The sequence below is a fragment of the Bradyrhizobium sp. LVM 105 genome (assembly GCF_003957705.1).
GTDB lineage: Bacteria > Pseudomonadota > Alphaproteobacteria > Rhizobiales > Xanthobacteraceae > Bradyrhizobium > Bradyrhizobium frederickii.
The window spans coordinates 54,908-81,691 of record NZ_QZMV01000010.1; the positions used below are offsets into that span (position 1 = coordinate 54,908).

Consider the following 26,784-nt stretch of genomic DNA (forward strand, 5'->3'; position numbering starts at 1 on the left):
CCCTGTCTCGATGCGCAAAGGTGGGAGGCATGGGCCATGAGCGAAACTAACACCTCCGCCGCCATGCTGGAGCCGGTCGAGGACGTCGGCGGCCTCGCGCAGCCGCTGCTGCAGGTTAACGGGCTGACCAAGCATTTTCCCGTGCGGGGCGGGCTGTTCGCCGCCAAGCGCACCGTGCGTGCGGTCGACAACGTCACCTTTGCCGTCGCCAAGGGCGAGACCGTCGGCATTGTCGGCGAATCCGGCTGCGGCAAGTCGACCACCGCGCGGCTTTTGATGCATCTGATGCCGCGCGATACCGGCGACATCATCTATGACGGCATGACCGTGGGACAGTCGCTGAGCCTGCGCGAGCTGCGCCGCGGCATGCAGATGGTGTTCCAGGATTCCTACGCCTCGCTCAATCCGCGCCTGACCATCGAGGAATCCATCGCCTTCGGCCCCAAGGTGCACGGCATGGCCGATGGCGCGGCGCGCACCCTCGCGCGTGAGCTGCTCGGCAAGGTCGGACTGCGCCCTGAGAACTTCGCCAACCGCTATCCGCACGAGATCTCCGGCGGCCAGCGCCAGCGGGTCAACATCGCACGTGCCCTGGCGCTGTCGCCGCGCCTGGTGATCCTGGACGAAGCCGTCTCCGCGCTCGACAAATCCGTCGAGGCGCAGGTGCTCAATCTGCTTGTCGACCTCAAGCGCGAGTTCGGCCTGACCTATCTGTTCATCAGCCACGACCTCAACGTCGTCCGTTACATCTCGGACCGCGTCCTGGTGATGTATCTCGGCGAGGTGGTCGAGCTCGGTCCGGTCGATCAGGTCTGGGATAGCCCTGCGCATCCCTACACCCGCGCACTGCTTGCTGCGATGCCGTCCTCCGATCCCGACAGGCGCACCGAAACGCCGCCGATCACGGGCGATCCGCCCAACCCGATCGATCCGCCCTCGGGGTGCCGCTTCCACACCCGTTGCCCGTTTGCGGAGCCGCTCTGCGCAAATGCGACCCCAAAGCTCACCGCGCTCGATAGAATGGGCCACGAGGCCGCGTGTTACATGGCTATACCGGGTTCTGGCCATAGCCGCGCGCCCAGGGAGAAGACCGCATGACGAGACCGACGCCGAAAGAGATCAAGCCCATCGCGCAAATCGCCGGCGTGCCCGTGGATGACGAGATCGCGACCCGCATCTCCAGCTCCATCGGACCTGCCTTCGAAGGCTTTGCAACCATCGCCGGTACGCTGCCGTTCGATCTCGAGCCCGCGCTCTACCCGATCGTGCAGACGCAGAAGGTGTCGAAATGAGCCTTGAGCCTGCCTTGATGACGCTCACCGAGGTCGCGCGCGCGATCGCGATGAAGCAGCTGTCCTCGCATGAGGTGACGCGCGCGCTGCTCAGCCGTATCGCGCAATGGCAGCCGCATCTCAACGCCTTCATGTCGATTGAGGCGGAGGCTGCGCTAAAGGCGGCCGAGGCCGCCGATGCCGAGCTCGCCGCGGGCAAGGTCCGCGGTCCGCTGCACGGCGTGCCGCTCGCGCACAAGGACATGTATTACGACGCTGGCCATGTCGCGACCTGCGGCTCGCTGATCCGCCGCGACTTCGTGCCGACCGTGACCTCCACCGCCTTGCAACGGCTCAAGGACGCCGGCCAGGTCCGCCTCGGCACGCTGCATCTGGCCGAATTCGCCTATGGCCCGACCGGCCACAACGCCCATTACGGTCCGGTGCGCAATCCCTGGAACGTCGCGCACATCACCGGCGGCTCGTCCTCGGGCTCCGGCTCGGCGGTCGCGGCGCGGCTGACCTATGCGGCGCTCGGTTCTGACACCGGCGGCTCGATCCGCATGCCCGCGCATTTCTGCGGTGTGACGGGGCTGAAGACCACGGTCGGCCGCGTCAGCCGCGCCGGCGCGATGCCGCTGTCGCAATCGCTCGACACCGTCGGCCCGCTGGCCCGCACCGCCGAGGACTGCGCGCTGCTGTTGGCGCTGATGGCCGGCCCTGATCCCGCCGACTCGACCTGCAGCCAGGAGCCGCTGTCGGACTACGTCGGCGCCACCAAAGGCTCGTTGAAAGGCCTCAAGATCGGCGTCCCCACCTCGTTCTACGTCGACGATCTCGACGCCGAGGTCGCGCGCGTGCTGGACGAGACCATCGCGGTGCTCAAGCGCGAGGGGGCCGACATCGTCAAGGTCGAGCTGCCGGATCAGCGGCAATTGTCCTCGGCGAGCCAGCTCGTGCTCGCCGCGGAAGCTGCCGCCTTCCACAAGCGCTGGATGATCGAGCGCCCGCAGGATTATGGCCCGCAGGTGCTGATGCGGCTTCAGAACGGCCTCGCCGTTCCCGCCATCACCTATCTGGAGGCCATGCGCTGGCGCGGGCCGGCGCTGGCCGCGCACAACGCCGCCACAGCCGGCGTCAATGCGGTGATCGCGCCGGCTTCGCCGGTGCCGGCACCAACGATCGAGGAGAGCGATGTCGGCGGCGGCCCGAACGCGCCGGCGCTGCTGCAACGGCTGACGCTGTTCACCCGCCCGGTGAACTTCCTTGGTCTGCCCTCGCTCACCGTGCCCTCGGGTTTCACCAGAAGCGGCCTGCCTGTCGGCATGCAGCTGATCGGCCGCTCCTTCGATGAAGCGACCCTGCTCACCATCGGCGCCGCCTTCCAGCGCGCCACCGACTATCACGATCGATTGCCGAAACTGCCGTCATGACCAAGCTCGTCGAGATCTCAGGCCTCAATATCCGCTTCACCGGTGAGCGCACGGTCTATGCCGTGAACGACCTCAGCCTGTCGCTGGGTGATGGCGAGGTGCTCGGCCTGCTCGGCGAGTCCGGCTCGGGCAAGAGCGTGACGCTGCGCGCGCTGATGCGGCTGTTGCCGAAGAAGCGCACGCAGATTTCGGGCAAGGTCAACGTCATGGGGCAGGACGTGCTCGCCATGAATGACGAGCAATTGTCGTCGTTCCGCGGTCAGACCGTCTCGATGATCTTCCAGGAGCCTGCGCTCGCGCTCGATCCGGTCTACACCATCGGCACGCAGATCGCGGAAAGCGTCGTGCGCCACGAAGGCAAAACCCATGCGGAGGGCAGGGCTCGTGCACTCGAGATGCTCGAGGTCGTGCGCATCCCCTCGGCGAAGCGGCGGCTGGATGCCTATCCGCACGAGATGTCGGGCGGCATGCGCCAGCGCGCGATGATCGCGCTGGCGCTGGCCTGCCGGCCCAAGATTTTGCTGGCGGACGAGCCGACCACGGCGCTCGATGCCACCGTGCAGATCCAGATCCTGCTCTTGCTGCGCGAGCTGCAGCGCGAGTTCGGCATGTCCGTGATCTTCGTCACCCACGACATCGGCGTCGCCATCGAGATCTGCGACCGTGTCGCGGTGATGTATGCCGGCCAGATCGTCGAGCAGGGGACCTTGCGCGACATCGTTCGCTCGCCGGTGCATCCCTATGCCAAGGGCTTGCTCGCCTCCACCATCCACGGCGCCAAGCGGGGCCAGCGGCTGGAGACCATCCCCGGCACGCCGCCCTCGCTGGCCGAAAAGCCCCACAATTGCTCCTTCGCCCCCCGCTGCAAGCTCGCCGAGCCGCGCTGCCTGGAGCAACTGCCTGCGAATGTGGAGGTCAGCCCGGGGCGGGCGGCACGATGCGTGCTGGCAGAGCCGGTGGTCGCGACGTAGCCGATGCGGTCCTCGCCCCGCTCTTGCGGAGGAAGGTAAAGAGCCGCCGCACTCTTAACTTCAAACTTTCATCACCGACTTGTCACAGTTGAGCCGGTGCCGAGAAGCGGGCGCCCCTACCTGTGCAGGGGGTTGTTTTCGAGTTTTTCATCGGCGCCCGGCATTCACACTGCATTCATCCCGGTTCCCGTTCCATGCGGCCGTTCATGGAGAGGGACCTCACCGATGCACATTTCCAACGAAGGCCTGCTCGTCATCCTGTTCGTCGGCCTGGTGGCCGGCTGGCTTGCCGGCAAGATCGTGCGGGGCGCCGGGTTCGGCCTGATCGGCGACATCGTGATCGGCATCTGCGGTGCGCTGGTGGCGAGCCTTCTGTTTCCAAAGCTCGGCATCCGCCTCGGCACGGGCCTGATCTCCGAGATCGTCTATTCCGCCATCGGCGCCGTCATCCTGCTGCTGGTGGTGCGGCTGGTGCGGGGCGGCGGCCGGCTCTAGCAGCCGCCCGGCTCGATCGATCGGAACTTGCCGCCTCTTCCAGACCTGGGGAGAGGCGGCGATGTCTGCACCAAAAAGCCGCAAAGACTGTGAAATACCGGACTTGCGTGCTCGGCCGCCAGGAGTAGATGTGGCCGATCGGGGCTCTGAATGAACCGGCCCGCGTTGGACGCCGCGCCAACATGATGTTAATTCGGGGCACGTATCCTGAATTGCCCGTGAAATCAGGGGCTTTGGCCCCGCCAGAAAGAGATCAGACTGATGGCAGCCCCTGGCGCCCGCCGTTCAGAGCTCGGTGACGCCTTGCGCGCCTGTCGCACGGCGTTCGTCGGCGTCGGCCTGATGAGCTGCATGATCAACCTGCTCTATCTGACCGGGTCGATCTTCATGCTGGAGGTCTACGACCGGGTGCTGCCGAGCCGCAGCATTCCGACCCTGGTCGGCCTGATCATCCTCGCCGGCTTCCTCTACATGGCGCAAGGCGTGCTCGACATGATCCGCAACCGGATCCTGGGGCGGATCGGCACCGCGCTGGACGAGGCGCTCAACAAGCGCGTGTTCGACACCATCGTGCGCCTGCCGCTGCTGGTCGGCAGCCGCAACGAAGGTCTCCAGCCGCTGCGTGATCTCGACAACGTCCGCTCCTTCCTCGGCGGCATGGGCCCGAGCGCGTTCTTCGATCTGCCCTGGCTGCCGCTCTACCTCGCCATCTGCTTCGCCTTCCACGTCATGATCGGCGTCACCGCGTTGATCGGCGCCGTCATCCTGGTCGGCCTGACGCTGGTCACCGAATTCATGTCCCGCCAGCCGGCGAAGGAGGCGATGGGCCTTGCCGCTCAGCGCAACGATCTCGCCCAGGCCAGCCGCCGCAACGCCGAAGTCATGGTGTCGATGGGCATGGCCGGCCGGATGAACCAGCGCTGGAGCGAGGCCAACGAAAAATATCTCTCCGGCAACCAGCGCGCCAGCGATGTCGCCGGCGGTCTCGGCGCGGTCGCAAAGGTGCTGCGCATGATGCTGCAATCGGCCGTGCTCGCGGTCGGCGCCTATCTCGTCATCCACCAGGAGGCGACCGCGGGCATCATCATCGCCGGCTCGATCCTCTCCGCCCGCGCGCTCGCGCCGGTCGATCTCGCCATCGCGCACTGGAAATCCTTCGCCGCGGCGCGCCAGAGCTGGCACCGCCTCACCCGCCTGCTGGAGCAGATGCCGGCGCAGGCGACGCCGACCCAATTGCAGGCGCCCACCAGCCGGCTCTCCGTCGAAGGCGTCGCCATGGTGCCGCCCGGCGACCAGCGCCTCATCGTGCAGGACATCACCTTCACGCTCAGTGCGGGCAACGGCCTCGGCGTGATCGGCCCGAGCGGCTCCGGCAAGTCGTCGCTGATCCGCGCGCTGGTCGGGGTCTGGCAGCCGGTGCGCGGCAAGGTGCGGCTCGACGGCGCGGCGCTCGATCAATGGTCGTCCGACATGCTCGGCCGGCACATCGGCTATCTGCCGCAGGACGTCGAATTGTTCGGCGGCACCATTGCCCAGAACATCAGCCGGTTCGATCCCGAGGCGACGTCCGACGCCATCATCGCGGCGGCGAAAGAAGCCGGCGTGCACGAGATGATCATCAAGATGCGCGAGGGCTACAACACGCAAGTCGGCGAGCAGGGCACCGCGCTCTCGGCAGGCCAGGCCCAGCGCGTGGCGCTGGCGCGCGCGCTCTACGGCAATCCGTTCCTGATCGTGCTGGACGAGCCCAACTCCAACCTCGACACCGAAGGCGACGAGGCGCTGACCCGCGCCGTCCGCGCCGCCCGCGAGCGCGGCGCCATCGTCGTCGTGGTGGCGCACCGCCCGATTGGCGTCGAGGCGGTCGACCAGATTCTGGTGCTGCGCGACGGCCGTATGCAGGCGTTCGGCCCGAAGGAACAGGTGCTGGCCCAGGTGCTGCAGCCGCGCGCGACGCCGCCGGCGCCGATCAAGATCGTCAGCGAAGGCGGAGTGGCCAAACCATGAGCACAATGCCATGAGCACGATGGCCATCGGCGGCCCGAAGCCCGGCGCGAAGAAGACCGTTCGGGACTCGATCAAGTTTCACCTCCTGCTCGGACTTGGCATCGTGCTGGTGCTGGTGGTCGGTCTCGGCGGCTGGGCGTCGACCGTGCTGATCTCGGGCGCGCTGATCGCGCCGGGCCAGATCGTGGTCGAATCCAACGTCAAGAAGGTGCAGCATCCGACCGGCGGCGTGGTCGGCGAGGTGCGCGCCCGCGACGGCGATCTGGTCAAGGCCGGCGACATCGTGGTGCGGCTCGACGACACCGTCACCAAGGCGAACCTCGCCATCGTCACCAAGAATCTCGATGCCGCGCAGGCGCGCGGGGCGCGGTTGCAGGCCGAGCAGCGCGGCGTCGACAGAATCGAATTTCCGCAAACCCTGCTCGAACGCGCCAACGATCCCGACGTCAGGCTGCTGCTCTCCGCCGAAACCAAACTGTTCGACGTCCGCGTCAACGGCCGCGCCGGACAGAAGGCGCAGCTGCGCGAGCGCATCACCCAGCTCAACGAGGAGATCGCCGGTCTCAGCGCCCAGGAGAAGGCCAAGGACCAGGAGATCGCGCTGGTGCAGAACGAACTCACCGGCGTGCGCGATCTCTACGACAAGCGTCTGGTGCAGCTCTCGCGCCTGACCCAGCTCGAACGCGACTCGGCGCGTCTCAACGGCGAGCGCGCGCAGTACATCGCCGCGCGCGCCCAGGCCAAGGGCAAGATCACCGAGACCGAGTTGCAGATCATCCAGGTCGACAAGGACGTGGTGAGCGAAGTCTCCAAGGATCTGCGCGAGACCAACGACAAGATCGGCGAGCTGATCGAGCGCAAGGTCGCTGCCGAAGACCAGCTTCGCCGCATCGACATCCGCGCGCCGCAGGACGGCATGGTGCTGCAATCCAACGTGCACACGATCGGCGGCGTCGTCACCGCCGGCGACGCTCTCATGCTGATCGTGCCGCAGGCCGACGACCTCCAGGTCGAGGCCAAGGTCAATCCGGTCGACATCGACAAGCTCCAGATCGGCCAGAAGACGCTGCTGCGCCTCTCCGCGTTCAACCAGCGCACCACGCCCGAGCTCAACGGCCTCGTCAGCCGCGTCTCGCCCGACGTCACCACCGACCAGCGCACCGGCCAGAGCTACTACACCATCCGCGTCTCGATGCCGGCCGAAGAGATCGCCCGCCTCGGGGACGTCAAGATGATTCCCGGCATGCCCGTGGAAGCCTTCGTCCAGACCGGCGACCGCACCATGCTGTCCTATCTGATGAAGCCGCTGCACGACCAGCTGATGCGCGCGTTCAGGGAGAAATGACGCGCGCGTAGGGTGGGCAAAAGGCGCAAAGCGCCGTGCCCACGATCTTTCACACGATGAGCATATTGGTGGGCACGCTTCGCTTTGCCCACCCTACGGCACTGCTGGCCTCGTCATTGCGAGCGCAGCGAAGCAATCCAGACTGTCTCCGCGGACAGATTTCTGGATTGCTTCGCTGCGCTCGCAATGACGACTTGGCTACCAGTTTGCTATACTGCGATTGCAACAGCAACCCGGCGGTCGAACAATGCAATCTCCTCCCTCTGTCGCCACCGAATCCTTCTCCGACGCGTCCCTCGCCGTCGCTCGCCTCGAAGAGATCTACGAGCGCAACACAAAGTTCCTGCGCGAGCGGTTCGAGGCCTATGTCGGCGGCGAGGCCGTCACCACGCGGGTGCGGGCCTACTATCCCTTCGTACGCATCACCACCGCGACGCATGCGCGGCTGGATTCGCGTCTCGCCTACGGCTTCGTCGCCGGGCCCGGCGTGCATGAAACCAGCGTGACGCGGCCGGATCTGTTCCGCAGCTATCTCGTCGAGCAGATCGGATTGCTGATCCAGAATCACGGCGTGCCCGTCGAGATCGGCGAATCGGCCGAGCCGATCCCGATCCATTTCGCCTATCGCCGCGACATCAATATCGAGGCCGCCATCACCACCAGCGAGAATTCGTCCGTCGCGCGATCGCTGCGCGATGCGTTCGACGTGCCTGATCTCGCCGCCATCGACGATTCCATCGCCGACGGCACGTTTGAGCTCCGGCCCGGTGCGCCCGAGCCGCTGTCGCTGTTCCGCGCCGCCCGCGTCGATTACTCGCTGCGCCGGCTCTATCACTACACCGGCACCGATCCCGAATATTTCCAGAACTTCGTGATCTTCACCAATTACCAGTTCTACGTCGACGCTTTCGCGCAGCTCTGTCAGCAGCGGCTTCAATCGGGTGAGGCCGGCCTCGATGCCTTTGTCGCGCCGGGCAATCTCATCACGCAGAGCGGCGGCGCGATCAGCGGCACCGCGCCGGCGCGAATGCCGCAGATGCCGGCCTTCCATCTGGTCGTATCGGGCTATCGCGGCATCACCCTGATCAATATCGGCACCGGCCCGTCCAATGCGCGCAACGTTACCGACCACGTTGCCGTGCTGCGCCCGCATGCCTGGCTGATGCTCGGCCATTGCGCAGGCCTGCGCAACACGCAGCGGCTCGGCGATTACGTGCTTGCGCACGGCTATGTGCGCGAGGATCACGTGCTCGACCGCGAGCTGCCGCCGTGGGTGCCGATTCCGGCGCTGGCCGAGATGCAGGTCGCGCTCGAAGAGGCGGTCGAGGACGTCACCGGCCTCGAAGGTTTCGAGCTCAAGCGCCTGATGCGCACGGGAACGGTGGCGAGCGTCGACAACCGCAATTGGGAGATCTCCGGGCCCGGGGTGATCCGCCGCCTGTCGCAATCGCGCGCCGTTGCGCTCGACATGGAATCGGCCGCGATCGCCGCCAACGGCTACCGCTTCCGCGTGCCCTACGGCACCTTGCTGTGCGTCTCCGACAAGCCGCTGCACGGCGAGATCAAGCTCGCCGGCATGGCCAGCGAATTCTACCGCCGCCGCGTCGGCCAACATCTCGAGATCGGCCTGAAGGCGCTGGAGCGGCTCAAGCAGCAGGAATCGGAGCGGCTGCATTCGCGGAAGCTTCGCAGTTTTGCCGAGGTGGCGTTCCAGTAGGGCGAAGCTGCTCTTTGCTGCTGACAATCGGAGCGATTTTCAGCATTGTCCGTCGCGGGGGCTCGACCGGGACGACTTGATGCCACTGACGCGGGACAGGATCATCGGCCACGACCGTGAACGGCTGGCCTTTCGCTTCACCATGCTGAACGACGGCGAGGTCGTGCATTGCCAGATCAGCGATGCCGCGATGGACGAGCTCGCGGGCATGCAGGGCACCGAGAGCAGCGCGCGGCAGGCGCAGTTCCTGTCGCTGCGCGAGTCCATCGAGCGGATCGCGTCGGATGTCTATGACGAAGCGCCGCGGGTGCAGGGATATGTGGTGCGGATCTTCATGCGGCATTTGGGACGGTGACGTTGAACTCGAGCAACGGTTCCTCACCGTCATCCTGAGGTGCGAGACACGAGGCGCAACGCGCCTCGTGCGGAGCCTCGAAGGATGAGCGGCCGAGGTGCAGCCGGGCCGTCGTCCTTCGAGGCTCCCCTTGCGATGCAAGGGAAGCACCTCAGGATGACGGTTCTGAAATCGTGATTGCTGCGAGCGGCACCAGCGTCACCCCTCCAGCTTCCCCAGCAACAGCTTCAGCGCGGTCGCCGCGAACATCTGCATGTTGCCGAGCCGGTCGTTGCTGCCCGTCTCCAGCGTCATCACCTCCGACACAGGCCCCGCAATCGCCATGCAGCTGTGGCCGGCGGCGTCGCCGTAGCGGTTGCCGGTGGGGCCGGCTGCGCCGGTCTCGGACAGGCCCCAGTCGCTGTTGAAGCGCGTTCGCATCTGCCCGGCCAGCAGCTGCGCGTAGGGCTCCGACGAGGAGCGAAAGCCCTTCATTCCTTCGTCCGAAATATCCATCAGCACGCGCCTGGCATCCCGGGTGTAGACCACCGCGCCGCCGAGGAAATAGGCGGACGCGCCGGGTACCGCGAGCAGGCTGGCGGCGATCAGGCCGCCGGTGGAGGATTCGGCGACGGCAATGGTCTGTTTGCGCGCGATCAGTTTGGCGGCGATCTGTTCCGCAATGCCGACGAGCTCTTTCATTCCCTGAACCTCTCGTTTCCCGCAACCGAGCTGCGCCTTCCTAGCATATGCCGGAAGCCTTGGCCGAGTTGCGGGCGACGGGCAGGCCTGCTTGAATGGCGGGGACAAAAAAGACATGCGAGGAAACGTGAGAAGGGAGACGTGATGGCGTCCCTGATCGCCGGCGGCATCGATTGCGACGTGCATCCGGCCGTGCCGCATCTGACCAGCCTGCTGCCGTACCTGAACGAATATTGGCGCGATCAGGTGACGACGCGCGGCATGGTCGACCTCATCTCGCAATCCTATCCGCAGAACTCGCCGATCACGGCGCGTCCCGACTGGCGTCCCGAGACAGGCAAACCCGGCGAGAGCCTGGAGGACATGCAGCGTCATGTGCTCGATCCCTTCAAGCTCAAGCATGCCATCTGCAATCCGCTCTACGGCGTGCAGATGGTGTTCTCCGAGGACATGCAGGCGGCCTTATGCCGTGCGCTGAACGACTGGCTCGTGAAGCAATGGCTCGACCGCGATCCGCGGCTGCGCGGCTCGATCGTGATCCCCACGCAGAGCGTCGAGAAGGCCGTGGCCGAGATCGAGCGCTGTGCGCAGGACAAGCGCTTCGTGCAGGTGCTGATGCTGGTCATGGGCGACACGCCGCTCGGCAAGCGCGCGCTGTGGCCGATCTACGAAGCCGCGGAACGGCTGGAACTGCCCGTCGGCGTGCATGCGGGTTCCGCCTATCACAATCCGCCGACCGCCGTGGGATGGGGGTCCTACCACATCGAGGATTATGTCGGTCAGGCCCAGGCGTTCCAGACCCAGCTCACCAGCCTGATCGTCGAGGGCGTGTTCGCCAAATATCCGCGCCTGAAAATGGTGCTGCTGGAATCGGGCATCTCCTGGATCTCGCCCTATCTCTGGCGATTGCACAAGTTCTGGCGCGGGGTGCGGATGGAGACGCCGTGGGTCGATCGCGCGCCGCTCGACATTGTGCGAAGCAACATCCGCTTCTCGTTACAGCCATTTGATGCACCGCCGGACGAGGCGACATTAAATCGCCTGTTTGAGCATATGCAGTCCGACGAATTGGTCCTATTCTCCACGGACTATCCGCACTGGCAATTCGACGGCCAGGACGCGCTGCCCGAAGGGCTGTCCCCCGATCTCGTGCGCAAGATCATGATCGACAATCCGCATGCAACCTATCCCCGCCTGACGTGAGCCCGCTGCCAAAGGAGGCAAGGCGATGAATATCCAGTTCCGCGAGAAACAAGAAGCCGCTTCCCCGCTGACCGTCAAAACCGCGATTGCGGACTGCGACATCCATCCGGCACGCGCCACCCGCACCGAGCTCTATCCCTACCTCGCCAAACGCTGGCAGCATCATCTCGAGGTCTACGGCGTGCACGCCTATCAGGGCATGATGGAAGGCCCGCCTTACCCAAAGGCGCAGCCCAACGCCTCGCGTCGTGACGCCTATCCGCCGGAAGGCGGGCCGCAGGGCTCCTCGCTCTCTTTCATGCAGAAGCAGCTGCTCGATCCCAACAACGTGCAGCTGGGCGTGCTCAATCCGCTCAACACCGGGCAGGGCATCCGCAATCACGAGCTGTCGGCCGCGCTGTGCTCGGCGATCAACGACTGGCAGATCGACAAATGGACCAGCAAGGACAAGCGGCTGAAGGCCTCGATCGTCGTCGGCAATGAGGACGGCCTCTCGGCCGCCGCCGAGATCCGCGAGCGCGCCGGCGACAAGAACTTCGTGCAGGTGCTGCTGCTCAGCCGCAATGTCGAGCCGCTCGGCCAGCGCCGCTATTGGCCGATCTATCAGGCCGCGGAGGAAGCGGGGCTCCCTGTCGGCGTTCACGCCTTCGGCTTCGGCGGCAACCCGATCACGCCATCGGGCTGGCCATCCTATTACATCGAGGAGATGGTCGGGCATTCGCAGTGCCAGCAATCGGCGTTGGCGAGCCTCGTGCTGGAAGGCGTGTTCGAGCGCTTCCCGAAGCTGAAGATGGTGATGATCGAGGCCGGTTTCGGCTGGGCACCGTCGCTGGCCTGGCGGCTCGACAAGGCCTGGCAACGCCTGCGCAGCGAGGTGCCGCATGTGAAGCGGCCGCCGTCGGAATATATCCGCGAGCAGGTGTGGTGGACGACGCAGCCGATGGAAGATCCCGAAAGCCGCGAGGATCTGCTCGACGTCATCAACTGGATCGGCTGGGACCGGCTCTTGTTCGCGACCGACTATCCGCATTGGGACTATGACGAGCCCTCGCGCGTCCTGCCGGCCGGCGTCAGCGAAGCCAATCGCGAGGCGTTCTATCTCGGCAATGCGAAGAAGCTCTATGGACTAGCTTGATGGCGCGTCATGTGATTGCCGCGGTCGACGAGCTTCCGCCGGGCACGCGAAAATTCCTCGAGATCGACGGGCGGCCGATCGCGGTCTTCAACATCAAGGGCGAATATTTCGGCCTGATGAACCGCTGCCCGCATCAGGGCGCGGCGCTGTGCGAGGGCCCGCTGATCGGGCTCGCGCAGTCAAAGGACCCTGGTGAGATCGAATACACCAGGCTCGGCGAGATCATCCGCTGCCCGTGGCACGGCTGGGAGTTCGACATCCGCACCGGCCAATCCTATTGCGACCCGCGCCGCTTCCGCGTGAAGGCCTATCCGGCCCATGTCGAGCCGGGTGCCAGCGTGGTGAAGGGGCCGTATGTCGCCGAGACGATTCCGGTGAGCGTCGAGAGCGACTACGTGGTGGTGGAGCTGTAAGCCCCACTGTCATTCCGGGGCGCGCGTAGCGCGAGCCCGGAATCCATCGCGCAACAAAAGTGCTGGGAGAAATGGATTCCGGGCTCGCCTCTTCGAGGCGCCCCGGAATGACATCCCAGGGGGAAGAAGCCGCCGATTTTTCAGGCTTTATTTTGGGTGGCAGCAAGCATCCATTGGCGGAACGCGGTGAGCTTCGGCGACTCGCGGCGGCCCTCCGGGGCGACCAGGTAGAAACCGGCATCGGCCGGCAGCGCGATCTTGAAGGGCACCACGAGCCGGCCCTTGGCGATGTCGTCTTGCACATAGGAGGTCCGCCCCATCGCCACGCCAATGCCGTCGATCGCGGCCTGGATGGTCATGAAGATCATGTCGAAGGTGATGCCCGGCTGCCTTGCGATGTCCGCCGGCAGTCCCGCCGCGGTCAGCCATAGCCGCCAGTCATCGCTGTTGGCGTTCGAGGTGTGCAGCAGCGGATGGTTGCGCAGATCCTCCGGCCGGCGCAGCGGCTTGTCGCCGCGCAGCAGCGAAGGGCTGCACACCGGAAATAGCTCATCCGCCATCAGCCAGTCGGCGCGCAGGCCCGGCCACTGGCCGCGGCCGTAGCGGATCGCCGCATCGACATTGTCGCGCTGGAAGTCGACGAGGCTGGTCGAGGTGGTGATGCGGACGTCGATGCCGGGATGCTGCTCCTGGAAATCGCTCAGCCGCGGCAGCAGCCATTTCGCGGCGAGCGAAGCCAGCGTCGACACCGTCAGCACCTTGTCGTCGTCCTTGCGCAGCAACCGGTCGGTCGCAAGCCGCAGGTCGTTGAAGGCCGCGCGGACGCCAGGGAGATAGTCGCGCGCTTCCGGCGTCAGGGCCAGCGCGCGGTTCTGCCGGATGAACAGGCGGATGCCGAGCTCCTCCTCAAGCCGTCGGATCTGATGGCTGATCGCGGTCTGCGTCACGTTCAGCTCGGCGGCCGCCAACGTGAAGCTGAGATGGCGCGCGGCGGCCTCGAATGCCCGCAATCCGTTCAGGGACGGCAATCTGGCAGTCATTTGGCAGCAGGATACATGACGTTATTTCATGCGAATGGGTACAAATTGTCGTTTGTCGCAGTGCACTAGGAAGCAGATATTAGCACTCAAGTTAGCTCTAGGAGCTCAAAATGTCTACGTTGACCCACACCTCGATGACAAATCATCATGCGCCTGGCTTGATCGAGCAGATCGGCGAGACGCTTCACGTCTGGTATGAGCGCTACCGGACCAGGCGTGAGCTCACCCACTGGACCGCACGCGATCTCCAGGATGTCGGACTGTCCTGGTCCGATATCGCCTATGAGGCCGAGAAACCCTTCTGGCGGGCCTGATTGGCCGCCAGGCCGGCGCCGCCTGAGCACAGGGGCGCCGGCGGTCCCTTTCCCGGATGGCCTGTGTCATGAGCACCCTTCGCCTGGAAGAGCTGAAGCAATATTCGGACACGTTGCGCACCCGGCATGGCGAGGCGCTCAACGTCCGCTTCGTCGAGCCGCGCGACACCGAGGAGCTCCAGCACTACTTCCGCTCGCTTTCGACCCGCTCGCGATACAACCGCTTCTTCGGCGCCATCAGCGAATTGCCGGAAGGGTTGCTGCACGACTTTCTCCAGATCGGCGATCGCGAGCGCTTCACGATCGTCGCAACCATGATGGTCGACGGCTTCGAGACCATCGTCGCCGAGGCGCGCTACGCGCTGCATCCCGAGGCCGCGACGCTCGAGTTCGGCCTGTCGGTCCACGACCGCTGGCAGGGCCACGGCATCGCCACCGCACTCATGAAGAACCTCGAATGCCGCGCCGCCGCCCTTGGCGCCGAGCACATCTTCGGCGAGACGCTGCGCTCCAACGAGACCATGGTCTCGCTCGCGCGCAAATCCGGCTTCACGTTCGTCAATCATCCCGACGATTGGAAGCTGGTGCGCTTCGACAAGGAGATCCAGGTCGCATCGAAAGACATCCCCTGCGCGAGCTGGCGCCTCGCCGCCCTTTCCCGTCAGGCCGAACGCCCCTCAGCCTCGGCCTGACATCACTGAGAAGCCCGGCCTGGTGAAGCCAGCCGGGCTTTTTTTTGCCCTCGCGATCTCTCTCCAGCGTCATTCCGGGGCGCGCGCAGCGCGAACCCGGAATCCATTTCACCGCGCGTTTCGCGGCCCGATGGATTCCGGGTTCGATGCTGCCGCATCGCCCCGGAATGACGCCGTGGACGTCGAGGCGCCTACTTCCCCGTGAACACCGCTTTCCTCTTCTCGATGAACGCCTGCACCGCCTCCTTGTGATCGGCGGTCGTGGTCAGGCGGACCAGCCGCTCGGCTTCATGGTCGCGCGCGGTCTCGAAGTCGAACAGCACGGCCTCGTCGAGATTGTCCTTCATGTAGCGCAGCGCGAGGCGCGGTCCTTCGGCGAGCGACTTTGCCAGCGCGAAGGCCTCGGTCTGCAATTTGTCGTCGGGCACGACGCGGTTGACGAGCCCGATCGCTTCGGCCCGCGCGGCATCGACGCGGTCGCCGGTGAACATCAATTCTCGCGCCCGCGCGGTGCCGACCAGCCGCGTCAGCAGCCAGGCGATGCCGTAATCGCCTGACAGCGCGATGCGGGCATAGCCGGTGGCGACGAAGGCGGATTGCGCGGCGATGCGGATGTCGCAGGCCATGGCGATGGCAAGACCAGCGCCGACCGCGGGGCCGGGCAGGGCGGCGATGGTCGGCTTGCGCACCGACACCAGCGCGCCGGTCAGCAGCCGCTGCCGCTCCTGCAGATCGGCGATCCGCTCCTCGATCGACATGTCCAGCTTCTTGGGGTCGCGATGCGCACCCATGCCCTTGACGTTGCCGCCGGCGCAGAACGCCTCGCCCGCGCCGGTGAGCAGCAGCGCGCCGACGTCGCGATCCTCGCCACAGGTCCGGATCATCGTGCGCAGCGCCGGCGTCAGCGCGTCCGACAGCGAATTGCGCGCCTCCGGCCGGTTCAGCGTGATGACAGCGACGCGGTCGCGAATGACGCAGAGCAGCTCGTTGGTGCCGGTGTCGATGGTGGTTTCGGTGGTCATTGATCCTCCCTTTCTTTCGTCATTGCGAGCGAAGCGAAGCAATCCAGTCTGCTTCCGTGGAGACATCTCTGGATTGCTTCGCTTCGCTCGCAATGACGGTTGTTGTGATGTTATCGCCTCAGAATGTCTCCACCCAGGGCCGCAGCTCGAGCTCCCAGCTCCAGGCGCTGCGCGGCTGCTGCAATACGTTCCAATAGCTCTGCGCGATCGCATCGGGATCGAGCATCGAATCCGGTCTGTCCGCCGCTTCCGTCCGCGCCGCGCTGCGGATCCCGCCGTCGATCACGAAATGGGCGACGTGAATGCCCTGCGGCGACAGCTCGCGCGCCAGGCTCTGTGCCAGTCCACGCAGCGCGAACTTGCCCATCGCGAACGAGGCCGATTGCGCATAGCCCTTGACGCTGGCCGAGGCGCCCGTGAACAGGATCGCGCCGTGCTTGCTCGGCAGCATGCGCTTTGCGGCCTGCTGCGCCACCAGGAAACCGCCATAGGCGCTGACCGCGATCGCGTTGGCGACGTCGGCCGGAACGAGGTCGACGAACGGCCCGCGCGTGCGGCCGCTGGCGTTGTAGACCACGAGGTCGGGCGTACCGATCTCGCGCTCGACGAGGCCGAACAGCCGCTCGACCTCCTCCGGATCCGCCGCGTTGCAGGCATAGGCCCTTGCGCCGGTCTCGCTGCAGAGCGCGCCAAGTTTCTCGATCTTGCGGGCGGCCAGCGCCACGCGAATATTCTGGGCGGAGAGCAGCCGCGCCAGCGACGCGCTGAGGCCTTCGCCGGCGCCGACGATGAGGGCGATCTTGTATTTCGGATGTTCCATGGCGTGGTCTCTCAGGATGGGGAGCCGTTGATCTATGCATGCCTACGCGAACAACCAGCCGGCGCAGTCACAATTCCGCAGAGCGAATTGCTCCATCATTGCGATCATGCCTCCCTGACAATTTGCGGCTTTATCGCTCTCCGCCGCTGGAGCATGATCGACATCATCCCAAGCGGCAAGCGCCAAGTCAGCGTAAAATGTCCGCACGGCGGAAACGACAGAGGACGACCATGCACAAGCCGGCCCCAGCACAGCCGAACAACGCCGCGGCCGAGCCATCCGGCCTGCTGGCGCCCGATACCACAGGCATGAATTTCTACCGCGCCGATCCCGCGCTGACGGATCTCTTGCGCATCCATCTGCCGGAGCCGCTGTTTCGCCATATCGAGCCGCATCTCGACCGCCTCGGCGAGCTCGCCGGCGGCCGGCTCGACGAATGCGCGCGGCTCGCCGACCGGCATACGCCGGTGCTGCACCAGCGCGACAAGTTCGGCCGCGACGTGCAGTCGATCGAGTATCACCCGGCCTATCGCGAGCTGGAGAATGCCGCATTCGGCGAGTTCGGCATTCATGCCCTCTCGATCCGCAAGGGCATCATGGGCTGGCCGGACAAATACCCCGTGGTGGCCAAGCACGCCTTCACCTTCCTGTTCAACCAGACTGAATTCGGCATGGGCTGTCCGATCAACGTCACCGACGGCTGCGCCAAGCTCCTGGCAAATTTCGGCAGCGAGGCGCTCAAGTCGAAATATCTCGACGGCCTGACCACGACCGACATGAGCAAGCTGACGCAAGGCGGCCAGTTCATGACCGAGAAGGAGGGCGGCTCCGACGTCGGCACGCTGACCACCCGCGCGGTGCAGGAGGGCGACCATTGGCGGCTCTATGGCGAAAAATGGTTCTGCTCGAATGCGGATGCCAAGGTGGTGATGCTGCTGGCGCGCCCCGAAGGCGCCGGCCCAGGCACGCGCGGCGTCGGCCTGTTCCTGATGCCGCGCTTCCTCGACGACGGCGCGCAGAACCATTACCGGATCGTGCGCCTGAAGGACAAGCTCGGCACGCGTTCGATGGCCTCGGGCGAGATCAAGCTCGAAGGCGCGATTGCGTACGCGGTCGGCAAGCTCGACCGCGGCTTCGTGCAGATGGCCGAGATGGTCAACTCGTCGCGGCTCTCCAACGGCGTCAAATCCACCGCGCTGATGCGCCGCGCCTATCACGATGCCATGACGGTCGCGAAGAACCGCGTGGTGTTCGGCAGCCGCATCATCGACCTGCCGCTCGGCCGCCGGCAGATGCTGAAGATCATGCTGCCGGTCGAGCAGGCGCTGTCGATGAGCTTCCTCACCGCGGACGCGCTCGACCGCGCCGAAGCCGGCAGCCAGGATGCGGCGGCGCTGCTGCGCATCCTCACCCCGACCTTGAAATTCCGCGCCACCCGCGACGCCCGAAAGGTCTGCGGCGATGCGCTCGAGATGCGCGGCGGCATCGGCTATATCGAGGAGTTCGCCACCGCGCGGCTGTTGCGCGATGCGCATCTCGGCTCGGTCTGGGAAGGTACCGGCAACATCGTTGCGATTGACGCGCTCCGGCGCGCGGTCGGCCGCCATGGCGCGGAATCCGCACTATCAGCCGATCTGCATGCGCGGCTCGATGATAGCGCGTCCGTGCCGCAGGCCTGGCGCGACAAGCTGCGCGGCCTCACCGATCGCGCCGTGGATTTTGCGCGCGAGGTTGCGGGCAAGTCGGAAAACGAAGCCGACGCGCGGCGCGCCACCAGTCTGCTCTATCATGTTGCCAGCGCGGTGGCGCTCGCCTGGGAAGCGCACCGCATTCATGCCATGCGCGGCGACGCGCGCCGGCTGCTGCTGTCGCGGCTCGTCGTCGACCACAGGGTGTCGCCGAGCGATTCGTTCCGGCTGACGGAAAATGCCGCGCAAGCGAAGATCGCCGTGTTGCTGCTCGGCGATCGCGATGCCGGCATGAGCGAGGTTGGCGAACTGGTTCTGGCGGCGTAGGCTGCCTTCACCTCTCCCAAGGGGAGAGATGAAGTCTGCGCGCAACGATAATCATAACAACGGGGAAACACCGATGAAGGCCGCCGTCCTCCATGAAGTCAACCAGCCGCTCGTCATCGAGGATGTCAGCCTGCCGAAGCCGGGTCCGCGCGAGGTCCTGATCCGCACGGCGGTCGCCGGCCTCTGCCATTCCGACCTGCACTTCATGGAGGGGCTCTATCCGCATCCGCTGCCCGCAGTGCTCGGGCATGAATCCGCCGGTGTCGTCGAGCAGGTCGGCTCCGACGTCACCTACGTCAAGCCGGGCGACCACGTCGTCACCTGCCTGTCCGTGTTCTGCGGCACCTGCGACAATTGCACCACCGGCCGCACCGTGCTCTGCACCGACACCACGGTGAAGATGCTGCCGGGCGTCTCCAACCGGATGCAATGGTCGAAGCCCGAGAAGCTGCACCAGTTCCTCAACCTGTCCTCGTTTGCCGAGCAGATGCTGGTGCACGAGAACGCCATCGTCAAAATCCGCAAAGAAATGCCGCTCGATCTCGCCGCGCTGATCGGCTGCGGCGTCATCACCGGCTACGGCGCGGTGGTGAACACGGCGAAGGTGACGGCCGGCGAGACCGTCGCCGTGATCGGCTGCGGCGGCGTCGGCATGGCCGCGATCAACGGCGCGCAGATCGCCGGCGCCGGCCGCATCATCGCCATCGACACCAACCCGGCCAAGCTCCAGCTCGCGACCAAGCTGGGCGCCACCGACATCATCAACCCGGCGGATGGCGACGTCGTGAAGCAGGTGCGCGACCTCACCAATGGCGGCGTGCATCACTCCTTCGAGGTGCTCGGCCGCAAGGAGACCGCCGAGCAGGCGTTCGGCATGCTCGCCTCGGGCGGCACCGCGACCATCGTCGGCATGATTCCGTTCGGCCAGAAGATCGAGCTGCACGGCTTCGACTTCCTGCGCGAGCGCAGGATCCAGGGCTCGTCGATGGGCTCGAACCATTTTCGCGTCGACATGCCCCGCCTGGTGGATTTCTACCTGCGCGGCCGGCTGCACCTGGAGGACTGGATCTCGGCGAAATTGAAGCTCAACGAGATCAACGAAGGCTTTGCCAACATGAAGGCCGGCAAGACGCTGCGCAGCGTGATCGTGTTCGACAGCTAGAACGGCCGATGCCGGCGCGCCCGATCAGGCGCGCGACTCCTTTATGAGCAACAGCGTCATGAGCGCGGCGAGGCCCGCGGCGAGCATATAGGCAGGGGATATGTTCAGGCCGGCACCTGCGAAGAGCAAATAGGAGAACAATCCTGCCGTCGACGCAATGAAGCCAAGCCAGGCCAATCTTGGAAGGCGAAATCCGCGTTCGCCCTGGCGGAGATCGAGCACGAGGTAGAACACCAAAAAGGTGTTGCAGAGCGCCGCCGGCAACAGGCCCATGACGATCTCGCTCTCGAATGCAAGATAGGATAACACGCCGTCGACCTGGGCAATCACCGCGAACGGCAAATAGCGCAGGTTGAGGCAGGCCAGGGCGATGCTCGCAAGTTCGAACCCGTAGAAGTAGCGCTCGTGCATCTTCGGAAGCAAGTATGGCATGAGAATGAGCGACGCGCATGCGACGAGCAGAATGAACTCCGGCCCGGTCCGCCTGGACTGTGCGATGAAGATCGATAGGGCAAGCCCGCTCGCTGCCGCGAGCACGAGGCCAATGGCAACCCCGACTGTGTACGGCGTTCCTCCTGCGAACACCCAGACGTTCGCTGCATTCATGGTCAGGTGATGAAACGTGGCGGCTTGGCCGAGATAGATGCCGAGCACGGAGACCAGAGATCGGCCTGCAACGAGAACCGGAATGGCGAGGATCGCATAGACTCCCGGAATGGCGGCAAGCCACGCCAGGTGAATCTTGCGGCGCAAGATCATGCCGAGCACGAACGGTCCCAGGAACACGCCCTGCGCTTTCACCGAACAGCCTACGGCGAAAGGCAGAACGCCATTTCGGTTGCGCATGAACATCGCCACGGACAGCAGCGCGAAGAAGGTCCAGATCGAATCGGCCTGCCCCCACATTGCTCCATTGAAAAGCACCGTCGGTGCGAGCCAGACCGAGCAGAAGGCCATGGACGCGCGCAATGGCACCCCTGTCGCTCGCCAGACCATCTGCGCGGCAACGATCGCGCAACCGAGCTCGAATATCGCCGAGATCATCTTCACGAGCGAAAGTGGCTGGCCGAGCCAATCAAAGGGGGCGGCGATCAGCAGGAGGTAGCTGTAGAACGGGGTGTAGTTGGTGAAGGGCTCGGCCAGCGCACCGATGCCATGATCCCGGGCAAAGACATACCAGGGGATCAGGAACTGGAAGGCGTCGCTGTTGGTGTGCCCCCGGGCGAGGTAACGGAGTGCAAGGCCCGCAAATCCACACGTCAGCATGAGGACGATCGGAATGCGCCATCTCTCGGGCAGCGATTGGCCTGCATTGACGCGATGATAGGGCTCGCGGAGCGCGCCTATCTCGATTGTGTCATCTGTCACGCAATCACTCTTGGCTTCGAGCGGTACCCTTCGCCAGGTTCACAAGCACTTCGAACTTCGCAGCGCATTGTCGTGACGCCCGCGAGGTCCAAGCCTCCTGACGATCCTTTCGTGACTTGCAGTCTTGACGGGAGAACAATTGCTAGTTGTATAAATCTCAGATGTGCAGTTTGCACATTGCTTGGGAAAAGATTGTTTGGTTAGCGATTTCTTTACAGGCGGCCGTCGATCTCTTCCGCTGTCATTCCGGGGCGCGCGGAGCGCGAACCCGGAATCTCGACATTGTTTTACGCCGTCATCGCGAGCGACTTGTCCGCCGCAGCTCGAAGAGCGAAGGCGGAGGCGAAGCAATCCGATCTACCAGCGCGGACGGATTTCCGGATTGCCTCGTCGCAAGAGCTTCTCGCCATGACGGGCGACTAATCGTCGAACATCTTCGGCGGCACGAACCCGCCGAACTCGCGCTCGATCAGCTCGGCAAGCTTGAGCGGCGTGCGATCCTCCAGCCACGGGCCGACGATCTGCACGCCGACAGGCAGGCCGTCCTTCGACAGGCCCAGCGGAACGGCCGTCGAAGGCAGGCCCGGCAACGTCGCGATACCCGGCCAGGCGAGCTGATCGGAATAGGGGTAATCCCTGCCGTCGATGCTGATACGCCGTAGGCTCTGGTCCGGCAAATGGTCATGCGGAAAGGCCGGCGTCGGCATGATCGGGCAGATCACCGCGTCGAAGCTCTTGAACAGCGCGCGCCATTGCGCACGCAGGCCAGCGCGGCTGCCTGCGTCGAGCACCCAGGCGCGGTGGCTTGCGGTGATGCCGCGCAGTCGCTCCGCACCGAGGCTGCGATCCTCGGGCGAAAGCTGGCTCGCCCCGGCTTGCGCATCCGCAAGCTCATCCGGCAGGAAGAACGCGCCGAGAAAGCTCAGGAGCATGCGCATGTAGAGCCGCGACGTCTCCGCGAAGTCCGGGAGCTGGCCGCTCTCGCGCGCGATCCTCGTGCCGGCCTTCGACAGATCGGTTGCGAGCCTGTCGATTGCGCCGCGGACGTCACCGTCGGTCGGCAACAGCGGGTCGCTGTCGATCACCAGGACACGAAAGTCCCGCAACGAATGATGCCGTGCAGCGGGCAGGTCGAGCCTGTAGGCGACACCGGCGTCCAGCGGATCCGGCCCGGCCATGACGTCGAGCAGCAGGGTGAGATCTGCTGCCGTGCGCGCCATCGGCCCGATGACGGCGAGGTCGCCCTCGCGCGGAATCGCCGGAAACGGCGGCGGGGTCTCGCCGCGGGCCGGGCAGAGATTGAGAGTCGGCTTATGCGCGAAGATGCCGCAATGAAAGGCCGGCACACGCAGCGAGCCGCCGATATCGGAGCCGGTGGCGAGCGCGCAATAGCCTGCGGCGAGGGCTGCCGACGATCCTCCGGACGATCCACCCGGCGTGCGGCCGAGATCATAGGGGTTGTTCGTGGTGCCGTAGATGTCGTTGTAGCTCTGCCAGTCGCCGAGGCCTACCGGCACGTTGGTCTTGCCGAGGATCACGCCGCCGGCCTGCTTGATGCGTGCCACCGGCAAGGCGTCTTCGGCAGGCTTGAAATCCCTCTGCGGCGGGAATCCCCAGGTGGTCGGCAGGCCGGCGATGTTGAAGGATTCCTTCACCGTCACGGGCAGGCCGAGCAGCGGCTTGCGCTCGCCGCGTGCCAGGGCTACGTCCGCCTCGCGCGCGGCAGCAAGGGCGCGATCGAAATCCCGGACGCAGATCGCGTTGATCTTGCCGTCGTGACGCTCGATACGGGCGATCGCGCCCTGGGTGAGCTCGACCGCCGAGACCTTCTTCGCGCGCAATGCGGCCGACAGCTCGACCGCGCTCTTGAAACTCCATTCCGATTTGGCCACCGCGCGTCTCCTGTTCCTGTTGTCGGACGATGATGTGCAGTTTGGCCGAATGCCGCAACGGCTGCTTGATCGCGATTGATGTTCGAAATCGCGGGAAGGCGGCGTCCGCCGGTGTCATCGCCCGCCTTGTGCGCACTTGCGCACTGGGGCGGGCGATCCAGTACGCCGCGGCTTCTCGGTCCGATCACAAGCTTCTCTGGAATACTGGAGTCCCCGCCTTCGCGGGGAATGACACTGAGGTCGGAGCGTCTACGCCGCCCCGATCAATATCCCGACCGCGAGCACGATCGCGCCGCCGAGGACGATCTGGAACACGGCCTGGAGGAACGGGGTGTCCATGTAGCGCGAGCGGATGAAGGCGATCGCCCACAATTCGAAGAACACCACGACGCAGGCGATCGCCGTTGCGATCCAGAACGCGTTGGCCCAGCTGTCGGGCACGAGATAGGGCGCGGTGTGGCCGAGCCCGCCGAGCGTCGTCATCGCGCCGCAGGTGACGCCGCGCAGCCAGGGCGAGCCGCGCCCCGTCAGCGAGCCGTCGTCGGACAGCGCTTCCGCAAAGCCCATGCTGATGCCGGCGCCGATCGAGGCGGCAAGGCCGACGAGAAACGTCTGCCAGTTCTGGTGGGTGGCGAAGGCTGCGGCGAACAGCGGCGCCAGCGTCGAGACCGAGCCGTCCATCAGGCCGGCGAGGCCCGGCTGCACATATTGCAGCACGAACATCCGCCGCCGCGTGCGATCTTCCTCGGCGCGCACGTCGGGACTGAGGATCTCGTCGGTCAGTCTGGCGGCGGTGTGCTCGTGAGCCTTCTCGGCTTCGGCGAGGTCGCCGAGCAGCCGGCGCACGTTGACGTCCTCGGCCTGCTCGGCGGCCTTCGCATAGAAGCGCTCCGCCTCGAGCTCCATGGTCTCGACTTCCTTTCGGATCGTGTCGAGCGGCAGGTTCTTGGTCAGCCAGATCGGGCGACGGCGCAGAAAGCCCTTGACGTCCTCGCGGCGGATCGGCGGCAGATGCTGGCCGAAACGCTGCTCGTACAATTCCAGCAGCATGTGGCGATGGCCGCGCTCTTCCTCGGCCATCTGCTCGAATAGCTTGGCCGAGTCCGGATAGCGTTCCTTCAGGTCCTCGGCGAAGGCCATGTAGATGCGGCTGTCTTCCTCTTCCGAGGAAATCGCGACCGCCAGCACCTCGCGCTCGGTCAGATCGGCAAAAGTCTTCACGGCTGCCCTGTTTTCAGTAGTTTAGAATTATTCTAAACTATATAGGAGCCCATTGTTCCCGGGTCAAATCAGGCCGTGCCGGCTTTTGCGAGGAAGTCGAGCAACAGGCGGCCGACCTCGGCCGGCTGCTCCTGCTGCACCCAATGGCCGGCACCGTCGACGAGATGGCAGCCGAGCATCTGCGTGCAGGCGCGCGCCCGCATCGCCTCGAACACGCCGGGACGCTGGTAAGTGCCCCAATCCTGCTTGCCCGAGATGAAGCAGGAGGGCACGTCGATGCTGCGGCCGGAGAACAATTGCAGCTCGTTGTTCAGCATGCCTGACGTGCCGTAGCGATACCATTGCAGCCCGCCCTGGAATCCGGTGCGGCCATATTCGGCGGCGTAATAGGCGAGTTCGCTGTCCGGCAGCCATTGGTTGGCGGCGATCGCCGCGGGCGAAGGCATCTCCTTGGCAACCGTCTCCGCCATGGTCTCGTTCAGATCCATCACGTAATAGGTCGGCAGCTTTGCCAGCTCGTTCGCCGACCACGATGTCAGCGGAGCGGGCTTGTTGCCGGCCCAGTCCGCGCTCTTGTGATGGTAATAGGCGCGCAGGAAATCGTGCAGGCCCTGTGGCGCGCGGTGCATGTCGGCGTTGGCCTCGCGCGTCGAGTAGTACCACTGATAATGCTTGCGTGGACGCGGCAGCGCGGCGAGCTCGCGATGAACGGGGTCATCGATCGGCGGCCTTGCCGATGTGTCGATCGTGTCGAACGGCAGCGGCGGCGCTCCGCCGAACGGCGCGCTCATCAGCGTCACCGAACGAAACACGTCGGGCCTGATCAGCGCGCACCAGGCTGCGACCGGACTGCCGAAATCATGTCCGACCACGTCGACCTGCCTGTAGCCGAACGCCGACACCAGGGCGAGCGCGTCGCGCACCAGGTTGAGCAGCGAGAACGGCGCGAGATCGCCGTCGTAGTCAGTGCTCCATCCCGTGGTGCGGCCATAGCCGCGCTGGTCCGGCGCGATCACGTGATAGCCGGCCGCGGCAAGCGCCGGCATCACCTTGCGCCAGGAGAAGGCGAGTTCAGGAAAGCCGTGCAACAAGAGAATACAGCGCCGCCCCCTGGTCTCGAAGCCCGCGTCCAGCACATGCATGCGCAGGCCGTTGACGTCGTCGATGGTGCGCGAGCGGATGCCGGTGGGGAGCGGGATTTCGGGGAGATCGGCCATGATGTTTCCTCGTCATGGCCGGGCTTGTCCCGGCCATCCACGTTCTTCGTTAATGTCGGATTGTAAGAGCGTGGATGCCCGGGACAAGCCCGGGCATGACGGAGCTGGAAGTCTACGGAACGTCCTTAAACCGCCGTGCACACGAACGCGTTGCCCTTGCGCCGGATCTTTCCCACCGATGGTGACGGAAAGTGCGCGGTGCAGCACAGCGTGTCGGTGTCGCAATAACGTTCGAGAAAGCCCCGGCGCGTCGTTGCCGCCTTGGCCGGATCGACGTCGAACTTGATCGACAGCTCCGGATATAGCGTTTGCAGCGGCGAGTGCATGAGGTCGCCGGAGAACACCGCGTCGTCCCTGCCGCGGCCCATGGTGATGGCGATATGACCCGGCGTGTGGCCGGGGGTCGGCAGGATGCGGACGTGGTCGCCGATCTCGTGGTCGTTGCCGACGAGCTCGTGCCTGTTGGCCTCGACCACCGGCAGCACGCTGTCGGCGAAGGGCGGGACTTCCGCCTTCGCGTTCTGCTCCGACCAGTGCTCGAATTCCTGCCTGGCGAAGACGTAGCGTGCCTTCGGGAAGGTCGGCACCCAGCGGCCGTTCTCCAGCCGCGTATTCCAGCCGACGTGATCGACATGCAGATGCGTGCACATCACGACGTCGATGTCGTCGACCGAGAACCCCGCGGCATCGAGTCCGCGCAGGTAGGTATCGTCCGTCTTCATGTTCCATTTCGGACGATTGGGCCGCGGCTTGTCGTTACCGATGCAGCTGTCGATCAGGATGGTATGATGCGGCGTCTTCACCACGTAGGACTGGAAGCACAGCAGCAGAACATCCTGCTCGTCCAGCGCCTTCGCTTCGCGCATCCACGCCCGGTTCTCGGCCAGCAGTTGCGGCGTCAGCCCCGGCAGCATCTCCAGCGCCGGGACGAACGAGGTCTCCTGCTCGATGATGCGATGGATGGTGAGATCGCCGACCGAGAATTTCAGGCTCAT

At 65.3% G+C, this 26,784-nt stretch carries 25 protein-coding genes; 16 read left to right on the top strand and 9 right to left on the bottom strand.

The features are described 5' to 3' along the window. The first annotated feature begins 36 nt into the window (after positions 1-36). From D6B98_RS25255 to D6B98_RS25295, 9 genes are all read left to right on the top strand, one after another. On the top strand, positions 37-1,098 hold the full coding sequence (locus D6B98_RS25255; protein WP_164718853.1) for an ABC transporter ATP-binding protein: 1,062 nt from the start codon (positions 37-39) through the stop codon (positions 1,096-1,098). Then, positions 1,095-1,292, top strand: a complete 198-nt coding sequence (locus tag D6B98_RS25260) for a hypothetical protein (protein ID WP_126259607.1) — start codon at positions 1,095-1,097, stop codon at positions 1,290-1,292. The genes D6B98_RS25255 and D6B98_RS25260 overlap by 4 nt, the downstream gene beginning before the upstream one ends. Next, entirely contained in the window at positions 1,289-2,704 is a 1,416-nt protein-coding gene (locus tag D6B98_RS25265) for an amidase (RefSeq protein WP_126259608.1), read from the top strand. Before D6B98_RS25260 ends, D6B98_RS25265 begins: the two co-directional genes overlap by 4 nt. Beyond that, positions 2,701-3,675, top strand: coding sequence for an ABC transporter ATP-binding protein (locus tag D6B98_RS25270; RefSeq protein WP_126259609.1), 975 nt, complete (start codon positions 2,701-2,703; stop codon positions 3,673-3,675). The genes D6B98_RS25265 and D6B98_RS25270 overlap by 4 nt, the downstream gene beginning before the upstream one ends. Positions 3,676-3,900: 225 nt before the next feature. Beyond that, positions 3,901-4,170, top strand: coding sequence for a GlsB/YeaQ/YmgE family stress response membrane protein (locus tag D6B98_RS25275; protein WP_126259610.1), 270 nt, complete (start codon positions 3,901-3,903; stop codon positions 4,168-4,170). Positions 4,171-4,428: 258 nt separating this feature from the next. Next, positions 4,429-6,177, top strand: coding sequence for a type I secretion system permease/ATPase (locus D6B98_RS25280; RefSeq protein ID WP_126259611.1), 1,749 nt, complete (start codon positions 4,429-4,431; stop codon positions 6,175-6,177). 10 nt (positions 6,178-6,187) lie between these two features. Then, positions 6,188-7,522, top strand: coding sequence for an HlyD family type I secretion periplasmic adaptor subunit (locus D6B98_RS25285; protein WP_126259612.1), 1,335 nt, complete (start codon positions 6,188-6,190; stop codon positions 7,520-7,522). A gap of 247 nt (positions 7,523-7,769) precedes the next feature. Then, positions 7,770-9,239, top strand: coding sequence for an AMP nucleosidase (locus tag D6B98_RS25290; RefSeq protein ID WP_126259613.1), 1,470 nt, complete (start codon positions 7,770-7,772; stop codon positions 9,237-9,239). Positions 9,240-9,318: 79 nt separating this feature from the next. Next, positions 9,319-9,594, top strand: a complete 276-nt coding sequence (locus D6B98_RS25295) for a DUF1488 family protein (protein WP_164718854.1) — start codon at positions 9,319-9,321, stop codon at positions 9,592-9,594. A 198-nt stretch (positions 9,595-9,792) separates the two neighbouring features. Here the strand turns inward: D6B98_RS25295 and D6B98_RS25300 are convergent, their stop codons facing one another. Next, positions 9,793-10,275: a CinA family protein gene (locus tag D6B98_RS25300; RefSeq protein ID WP_126259614.1), complete on the bottom strand. Its 483-nt coding sequence runs from the start codon at positions 10,273-10,275 to the stop codon at positions 9,793-9,795. Positions 10,276-10,419: 144 nt separating this feature from the next. On the opposite strand from D6B98_RS25300, the gene D6B98_RS25305 reads away from it, so the two are divergent. The 3 genes from D6B98_RS25305 to D6B98_RS25315 are packed head-to-tail and all read left to right on the top strand — an operon-like array spanning position 10,420 to position 13,026. Further along, positions 10,420-11,478, top strand: coding sequence for an amidohydrolase family protein (locus D6B98_RS25305; RefSeq protein WP_126259615.1), 1,059 nt, complete (start codon positions 10,420-10,422; stop codon positions 11,476-11,478). A 25-nt stretch (positions 11,479-11,503) separates the two neighbouring features. Beyond that, complete coding sequence (locus tag D6B98_RS25310; protein WP_126259616.1) at positions 11,504-12,613, top strand: amidohydrolase family protein; 1,110 nt, start codon at positions 11,504-11,506, stop codon at positions 12,611-12,613. Beyond that, a complete protein-coding gene (locus tag D6B98_RS25315) occupies positions 12,613-13,026 on the top strand; it encodes a Rieske (2Fe-2S) protein (protein WP_126259617.1) in 414 nt (137 codons plus the stop codon). The genes D6B98_RS25310 and D6B98_RS25315 overlap by 1 nt, the downstream gene beginning before the upstream one ends. A 140-nt stretch (positions 13,027-13,166) precedes the next feature. Here the strand turns inward: D6B98_RS25315 and D6B98_RS25320 are convergent, their stop codons facing one another. Then, the gene (locus D6B98_RS25320) at positions 13,167-14,066 is read right to left on the bottom strand and encodes a transcriptional regulator GcvA (protein WP_126259618.1); all 900 of its coding nucleotides are present in this window, start codon (positions 14,064-14,066) and stop codon (positions 13,167-13,169) included. Positions 14,067-14,176: 110 nt separating this feature from the next. Here D6B98_RS25320 and D6B98_RS25325 point away from each other — a divergent pair, with 110 nt between their 5' ends. Next, a complete protein-coding gene (locus D6B98_RS25325; protein WP_126259619.1) occupies positions 14,177-14,380 on the top strand; it encodes a DUF1127 domain-containing protein in 204 nt (67 codons plus the stop codon). 68 nt (positions 14,381-14,448) lie between these two features. Then, positions 14,449-15,072 (top strand): GNAT family N-acetyltransferase, encoded by a 624-nt coding sequence (locus tag D6B98_RS25330; protein ID WP_126259620.1) that lies wholly within the window; start codon positions 14,449-14,451, stop codon positions 15,070-15,072. 191 nt (positions 15,073-15,263) lie between these two features. On the opposite strand, the gene D6B98_RS25335 is transcribed toward D6B98_RS25330, so the two are convergent. Together D6B98_RS25335 and D6B98_RS25340 are read right to left on the bottom strand one after the other, a co-directional pair. Continuing rightward, a complete protein-coding gene (locus D6B98_RS25335) occupies positions 15,264-16,094 on the bottom strand; it encodes an enoyl-CoA hydratase (protein WP_126259621.1) in 831 nt (276 codons plus the stop codon). Positions 16,095-16,212: 118 nt separating this feature from the next. After that, on the bottom strand, positions 16,213-16,914 hold the full coding sequence (locus tag D6B98_RS25340) for an SDR family NAD(P)-dependent oxidoreductase (RefSeq protein WP_126259622.1): 702 nt from the start codon (positions 16,912-16,914) through the stop codon (positions 16,213-16,215). Positions 16,915-17,144: 230 nt separating this feature from the next. On the opposite strand from D6B98_RS25340, the gene D6B98_RS25345 reads away from it, so the two are divergent. Both D6B98_RS25345 and D6B98_RS25350 read left to right on the top strand, forming a co-directional pair. Beyond that, positions 17,145-18,929 carry an acyl-CoA dehydrogenase family protein gene (locus tag D6B98_RS25345; RefSeq protein WP_126259623.1) on the top strand — a complete coding sequence of 595 codons (1,785 nt, stop codon included), beginning with the start codon at positions 17,145-17,147 and terminating at the stop codon, positions 18,927-18,929. A 73-nt stretch (positions 18,930-19,002) separates the two neighbouring features. Beyond that, complete coding sequence (locus D6B98_RS25350; RefSeq protein ID WP_126259624.1) at positions 19,003-20,091, top strand: Zn-dependent alcohol dehydrogenase; 1,089 nt, start codon at positions 19,003-19,005, stop codon at positions 20,089-20,091. Positions 20,092-20,115: 24 nt separating this feature from the next. On the opposite strand, the gene D6B98_RS25355 is transcribed toward D6B98_RS25350, so the two are convergent. The 5 genes from D6B98_RS25355 to D6B98_RS25375 all read right to left on the bottom strand — a co-directional run bounded on the left by D6B98_RS25355 (position 20,116) and on the right by D6B98_RS25375 (position 26,784). Then, positions 20,116-21,459, bottom strand: coding sequence for a putative hexosyltransferase (locus D6B98_RS25355; protein ID WP_126259625.1), 1,344 nt, complete (start codon positions 21,457-21,459; stop codon positions 20,116-20,118). Positions 21,460-21,878: 419 nt separating this feature from the next. After that, complete coding sequence (locus D6B98_RS25360; protein WP_126259626.1) at positions 21,879-23,351, bottom strand: amidase; 1,473 nt, start codon at positions 23,349-23,351, stop codon at positions 21,879-21,881. Between the two features lie 249 nt (positions 23,352-23,600). Continuing rightward, complete coding sequence (gene mbfA / locus D6B98_RS25365) at positions 23,601-24,572, bottom strand: iron exporter MbfA (RefSeq protein ID WP_126259627.1); 972 nt, start codon at positions 24,570-24,572, stop codon at positions 23,601-23,603. Between the two features lie 68 nt (positions 24,573-24,640). Further along, the gene (locus D6B98_RS25370; RefSeq protein ID WP_126259628.1) at positions 24,641-25,789 is read right to left on the bottom strand and encodes an alpha/beta hydrolase; all 1,149 of its coding nucleotides are present in this window, start codon (positions 25,787-25,789) and stop codon (positions 24,641-24,643) included. Positions 25,790-25,914: 125 nt separating this feature from the next. Then, positions 25,915-26,784 (bottom strand): MBL fold metallo-hydrolase, encoded by an 870-nt coding sequence (locus D6B98_RS25375; protein WP_126259629.1) that lies wholly within the window; start codon positions 26,782-26,784, stop codon positions 25,915-25,917.

What these genes read in the sequence shown, in the direction of transcription:
- D6B98_RS25255 (WP_164718853.1), top strand. Translation starts at nt 37, where the DNA reads ATGAGCGAAACTAACACCTCCGCCGCCATGCTGGAGCCGGTCGAGGAC.
- D6B98_RS25260 (WP_126259607.1), top strand. Translation starts at nt 1,095, where the DNA reads ATGACGAGACCGACGCCGAAAGAGATCAAGCCCATCGCGCAAATCGCC.
- D6B98_RS25265 (WP_126259608.1), top strand. Translation starts at nt 1,289, where the DNA reads ATGAGCCTTGAGCCTGCCTTGATGACGCTCACCGAGGTCGCGCGCGCG.
- D6B98_RS25270 (WP_126259609.1), top strand. Translation starts at nt 2,701, where the DNA reads ATGACCAAGCTCGTCGAGATCTCAGGCCTCAATATCCGCTTCACCGGT.
- D6B98_RS25275 (WP_126259610.1), top strand. Translation starts at nt 3,901, where the DNA reads ATGCACATTTCCAACGAAGGCCTGCTCGTCATCCTGTTCGTCGGCCTG.
- D6B98_RS25285 (WP_126259612.1), top strand. Translation starts at nt 6,188, where the DNA reads ATGAGCACGATGGCCATCGGCGGCCCGAAGCCCGGCGCGAAGAAGACC.
- D6B98_RS25290 (WP_126259613.1), top strand. Translation starts at nt 7,770, where the DNA reads ATGCAATCTCCTCCCTCTGTCGCCACCGAATCCTTCTCCGACGCGTCC.
- D6B98_RS25295 (WP_164718854.1), top strand. Translation starts at nt 9,319, where the DNA reads ATGCCACTGACGCGGGACAGGATCATCGGCCACGACCGTGAACGGCTG.
- D6B98_RS25300 (WP_126259614.1), bottom strand. Translation starts at nt 10,275, where the DNA reads ATGAAAGAGCTCGTCGGCATTGCGGAACAGATCGCCGCCAAACTGATC.
- D6B98_RS25305 (WP_126259615.1), top strand. Translation starts at nt 10,420, where the DNA reads ATGGCGTCCCTGATCGCCGGCGGCATCGATTGCGACGTGCATCCGGCC.
- D6B98_RS25310 (WP_126259616.1), top strand. Translation starts at nt 11,504, where the DNA reads ATGAATATCCAGTTCCGCGAGAAACAAGAAGCCGCTTCCCCGCTGACC.
- D6B98_RS25315 (WP_126259617.1), top strand. Translation starts at nt 12,613, where the DNA reads ATGGCGCGTCATGTGATTGCCGCGGTCGACGAGCTTCCGCCGGGCACG.
- D6B98_RS25320 (WP_126259618.1), bottom strand. Translation starts at nt 14,066, where the DNA reads ATGACTGCCAGATTGCCGTCCCTGAACGGATTGCGGGCATTCGAGGCC.
- D6B98_RS25325 (WP_126259619.1), top strand. Translation starts at nt 14,177, where the DNA reads ATGTCTACGTTGACCCACACCTCGATGACAAATCATCATGCGCCTGGC.
- D6B98_RS25330 (WP_126259620.1), top strand. Translation starts at nt 14,449, where the DNA reads ATGAGCACCCTTCGCCTGGAAGAGCTGAAGCAATATTCGGACACGTTG.
- D6B98_RS25335 (WP_126259621.1), bottom strand. Translation starts at nt 16,094, where the DNA reads ATGACCACCGAAACCACCATCGACACCGGCACCAACGAGCTGCTCTGC.
- D6B98_RS25340 (WP_126259622.1), bottom strand. Translation starts at nt 16,914, where the DNA reads ATGGAACATCCGAAATACAAGATCGCCCTCATCGTCGGCGCCGGCGAA.
- D6B98_RS25345 (WP_126259623.1), top strand. Translation starts at nt 17,145, where the DNA reads ATGCACAAGCCGGCCCCAGCACAGCCGAACAACGCCGCGGCCGAGCCA.
- D6B98_RS25350 (WP_126259624.1), top strand. Translation starts at nt 19,003, where the DNA reads ATGAAGGCCGCCGTCCTCCATGAAGTCAACCAGCCGCTCGTCATCGAG.
- D6B98_RS25370 (WP_126259628.1), bottom strand. Translation starts at nt 25,789, where the DNA reads ATGGCCGATCTCCCCGAAATCCCGCTCCCCACCGGCATCCGCTCGCGC.
- D6B98_RS25375 (WP_126259629.1), bottom strand. Translation starts at nt 26,784, where the DNA reads ATGAGCCTGAAATTCTCGGTCGGCGATCTCACCATCCATCGCATCATC.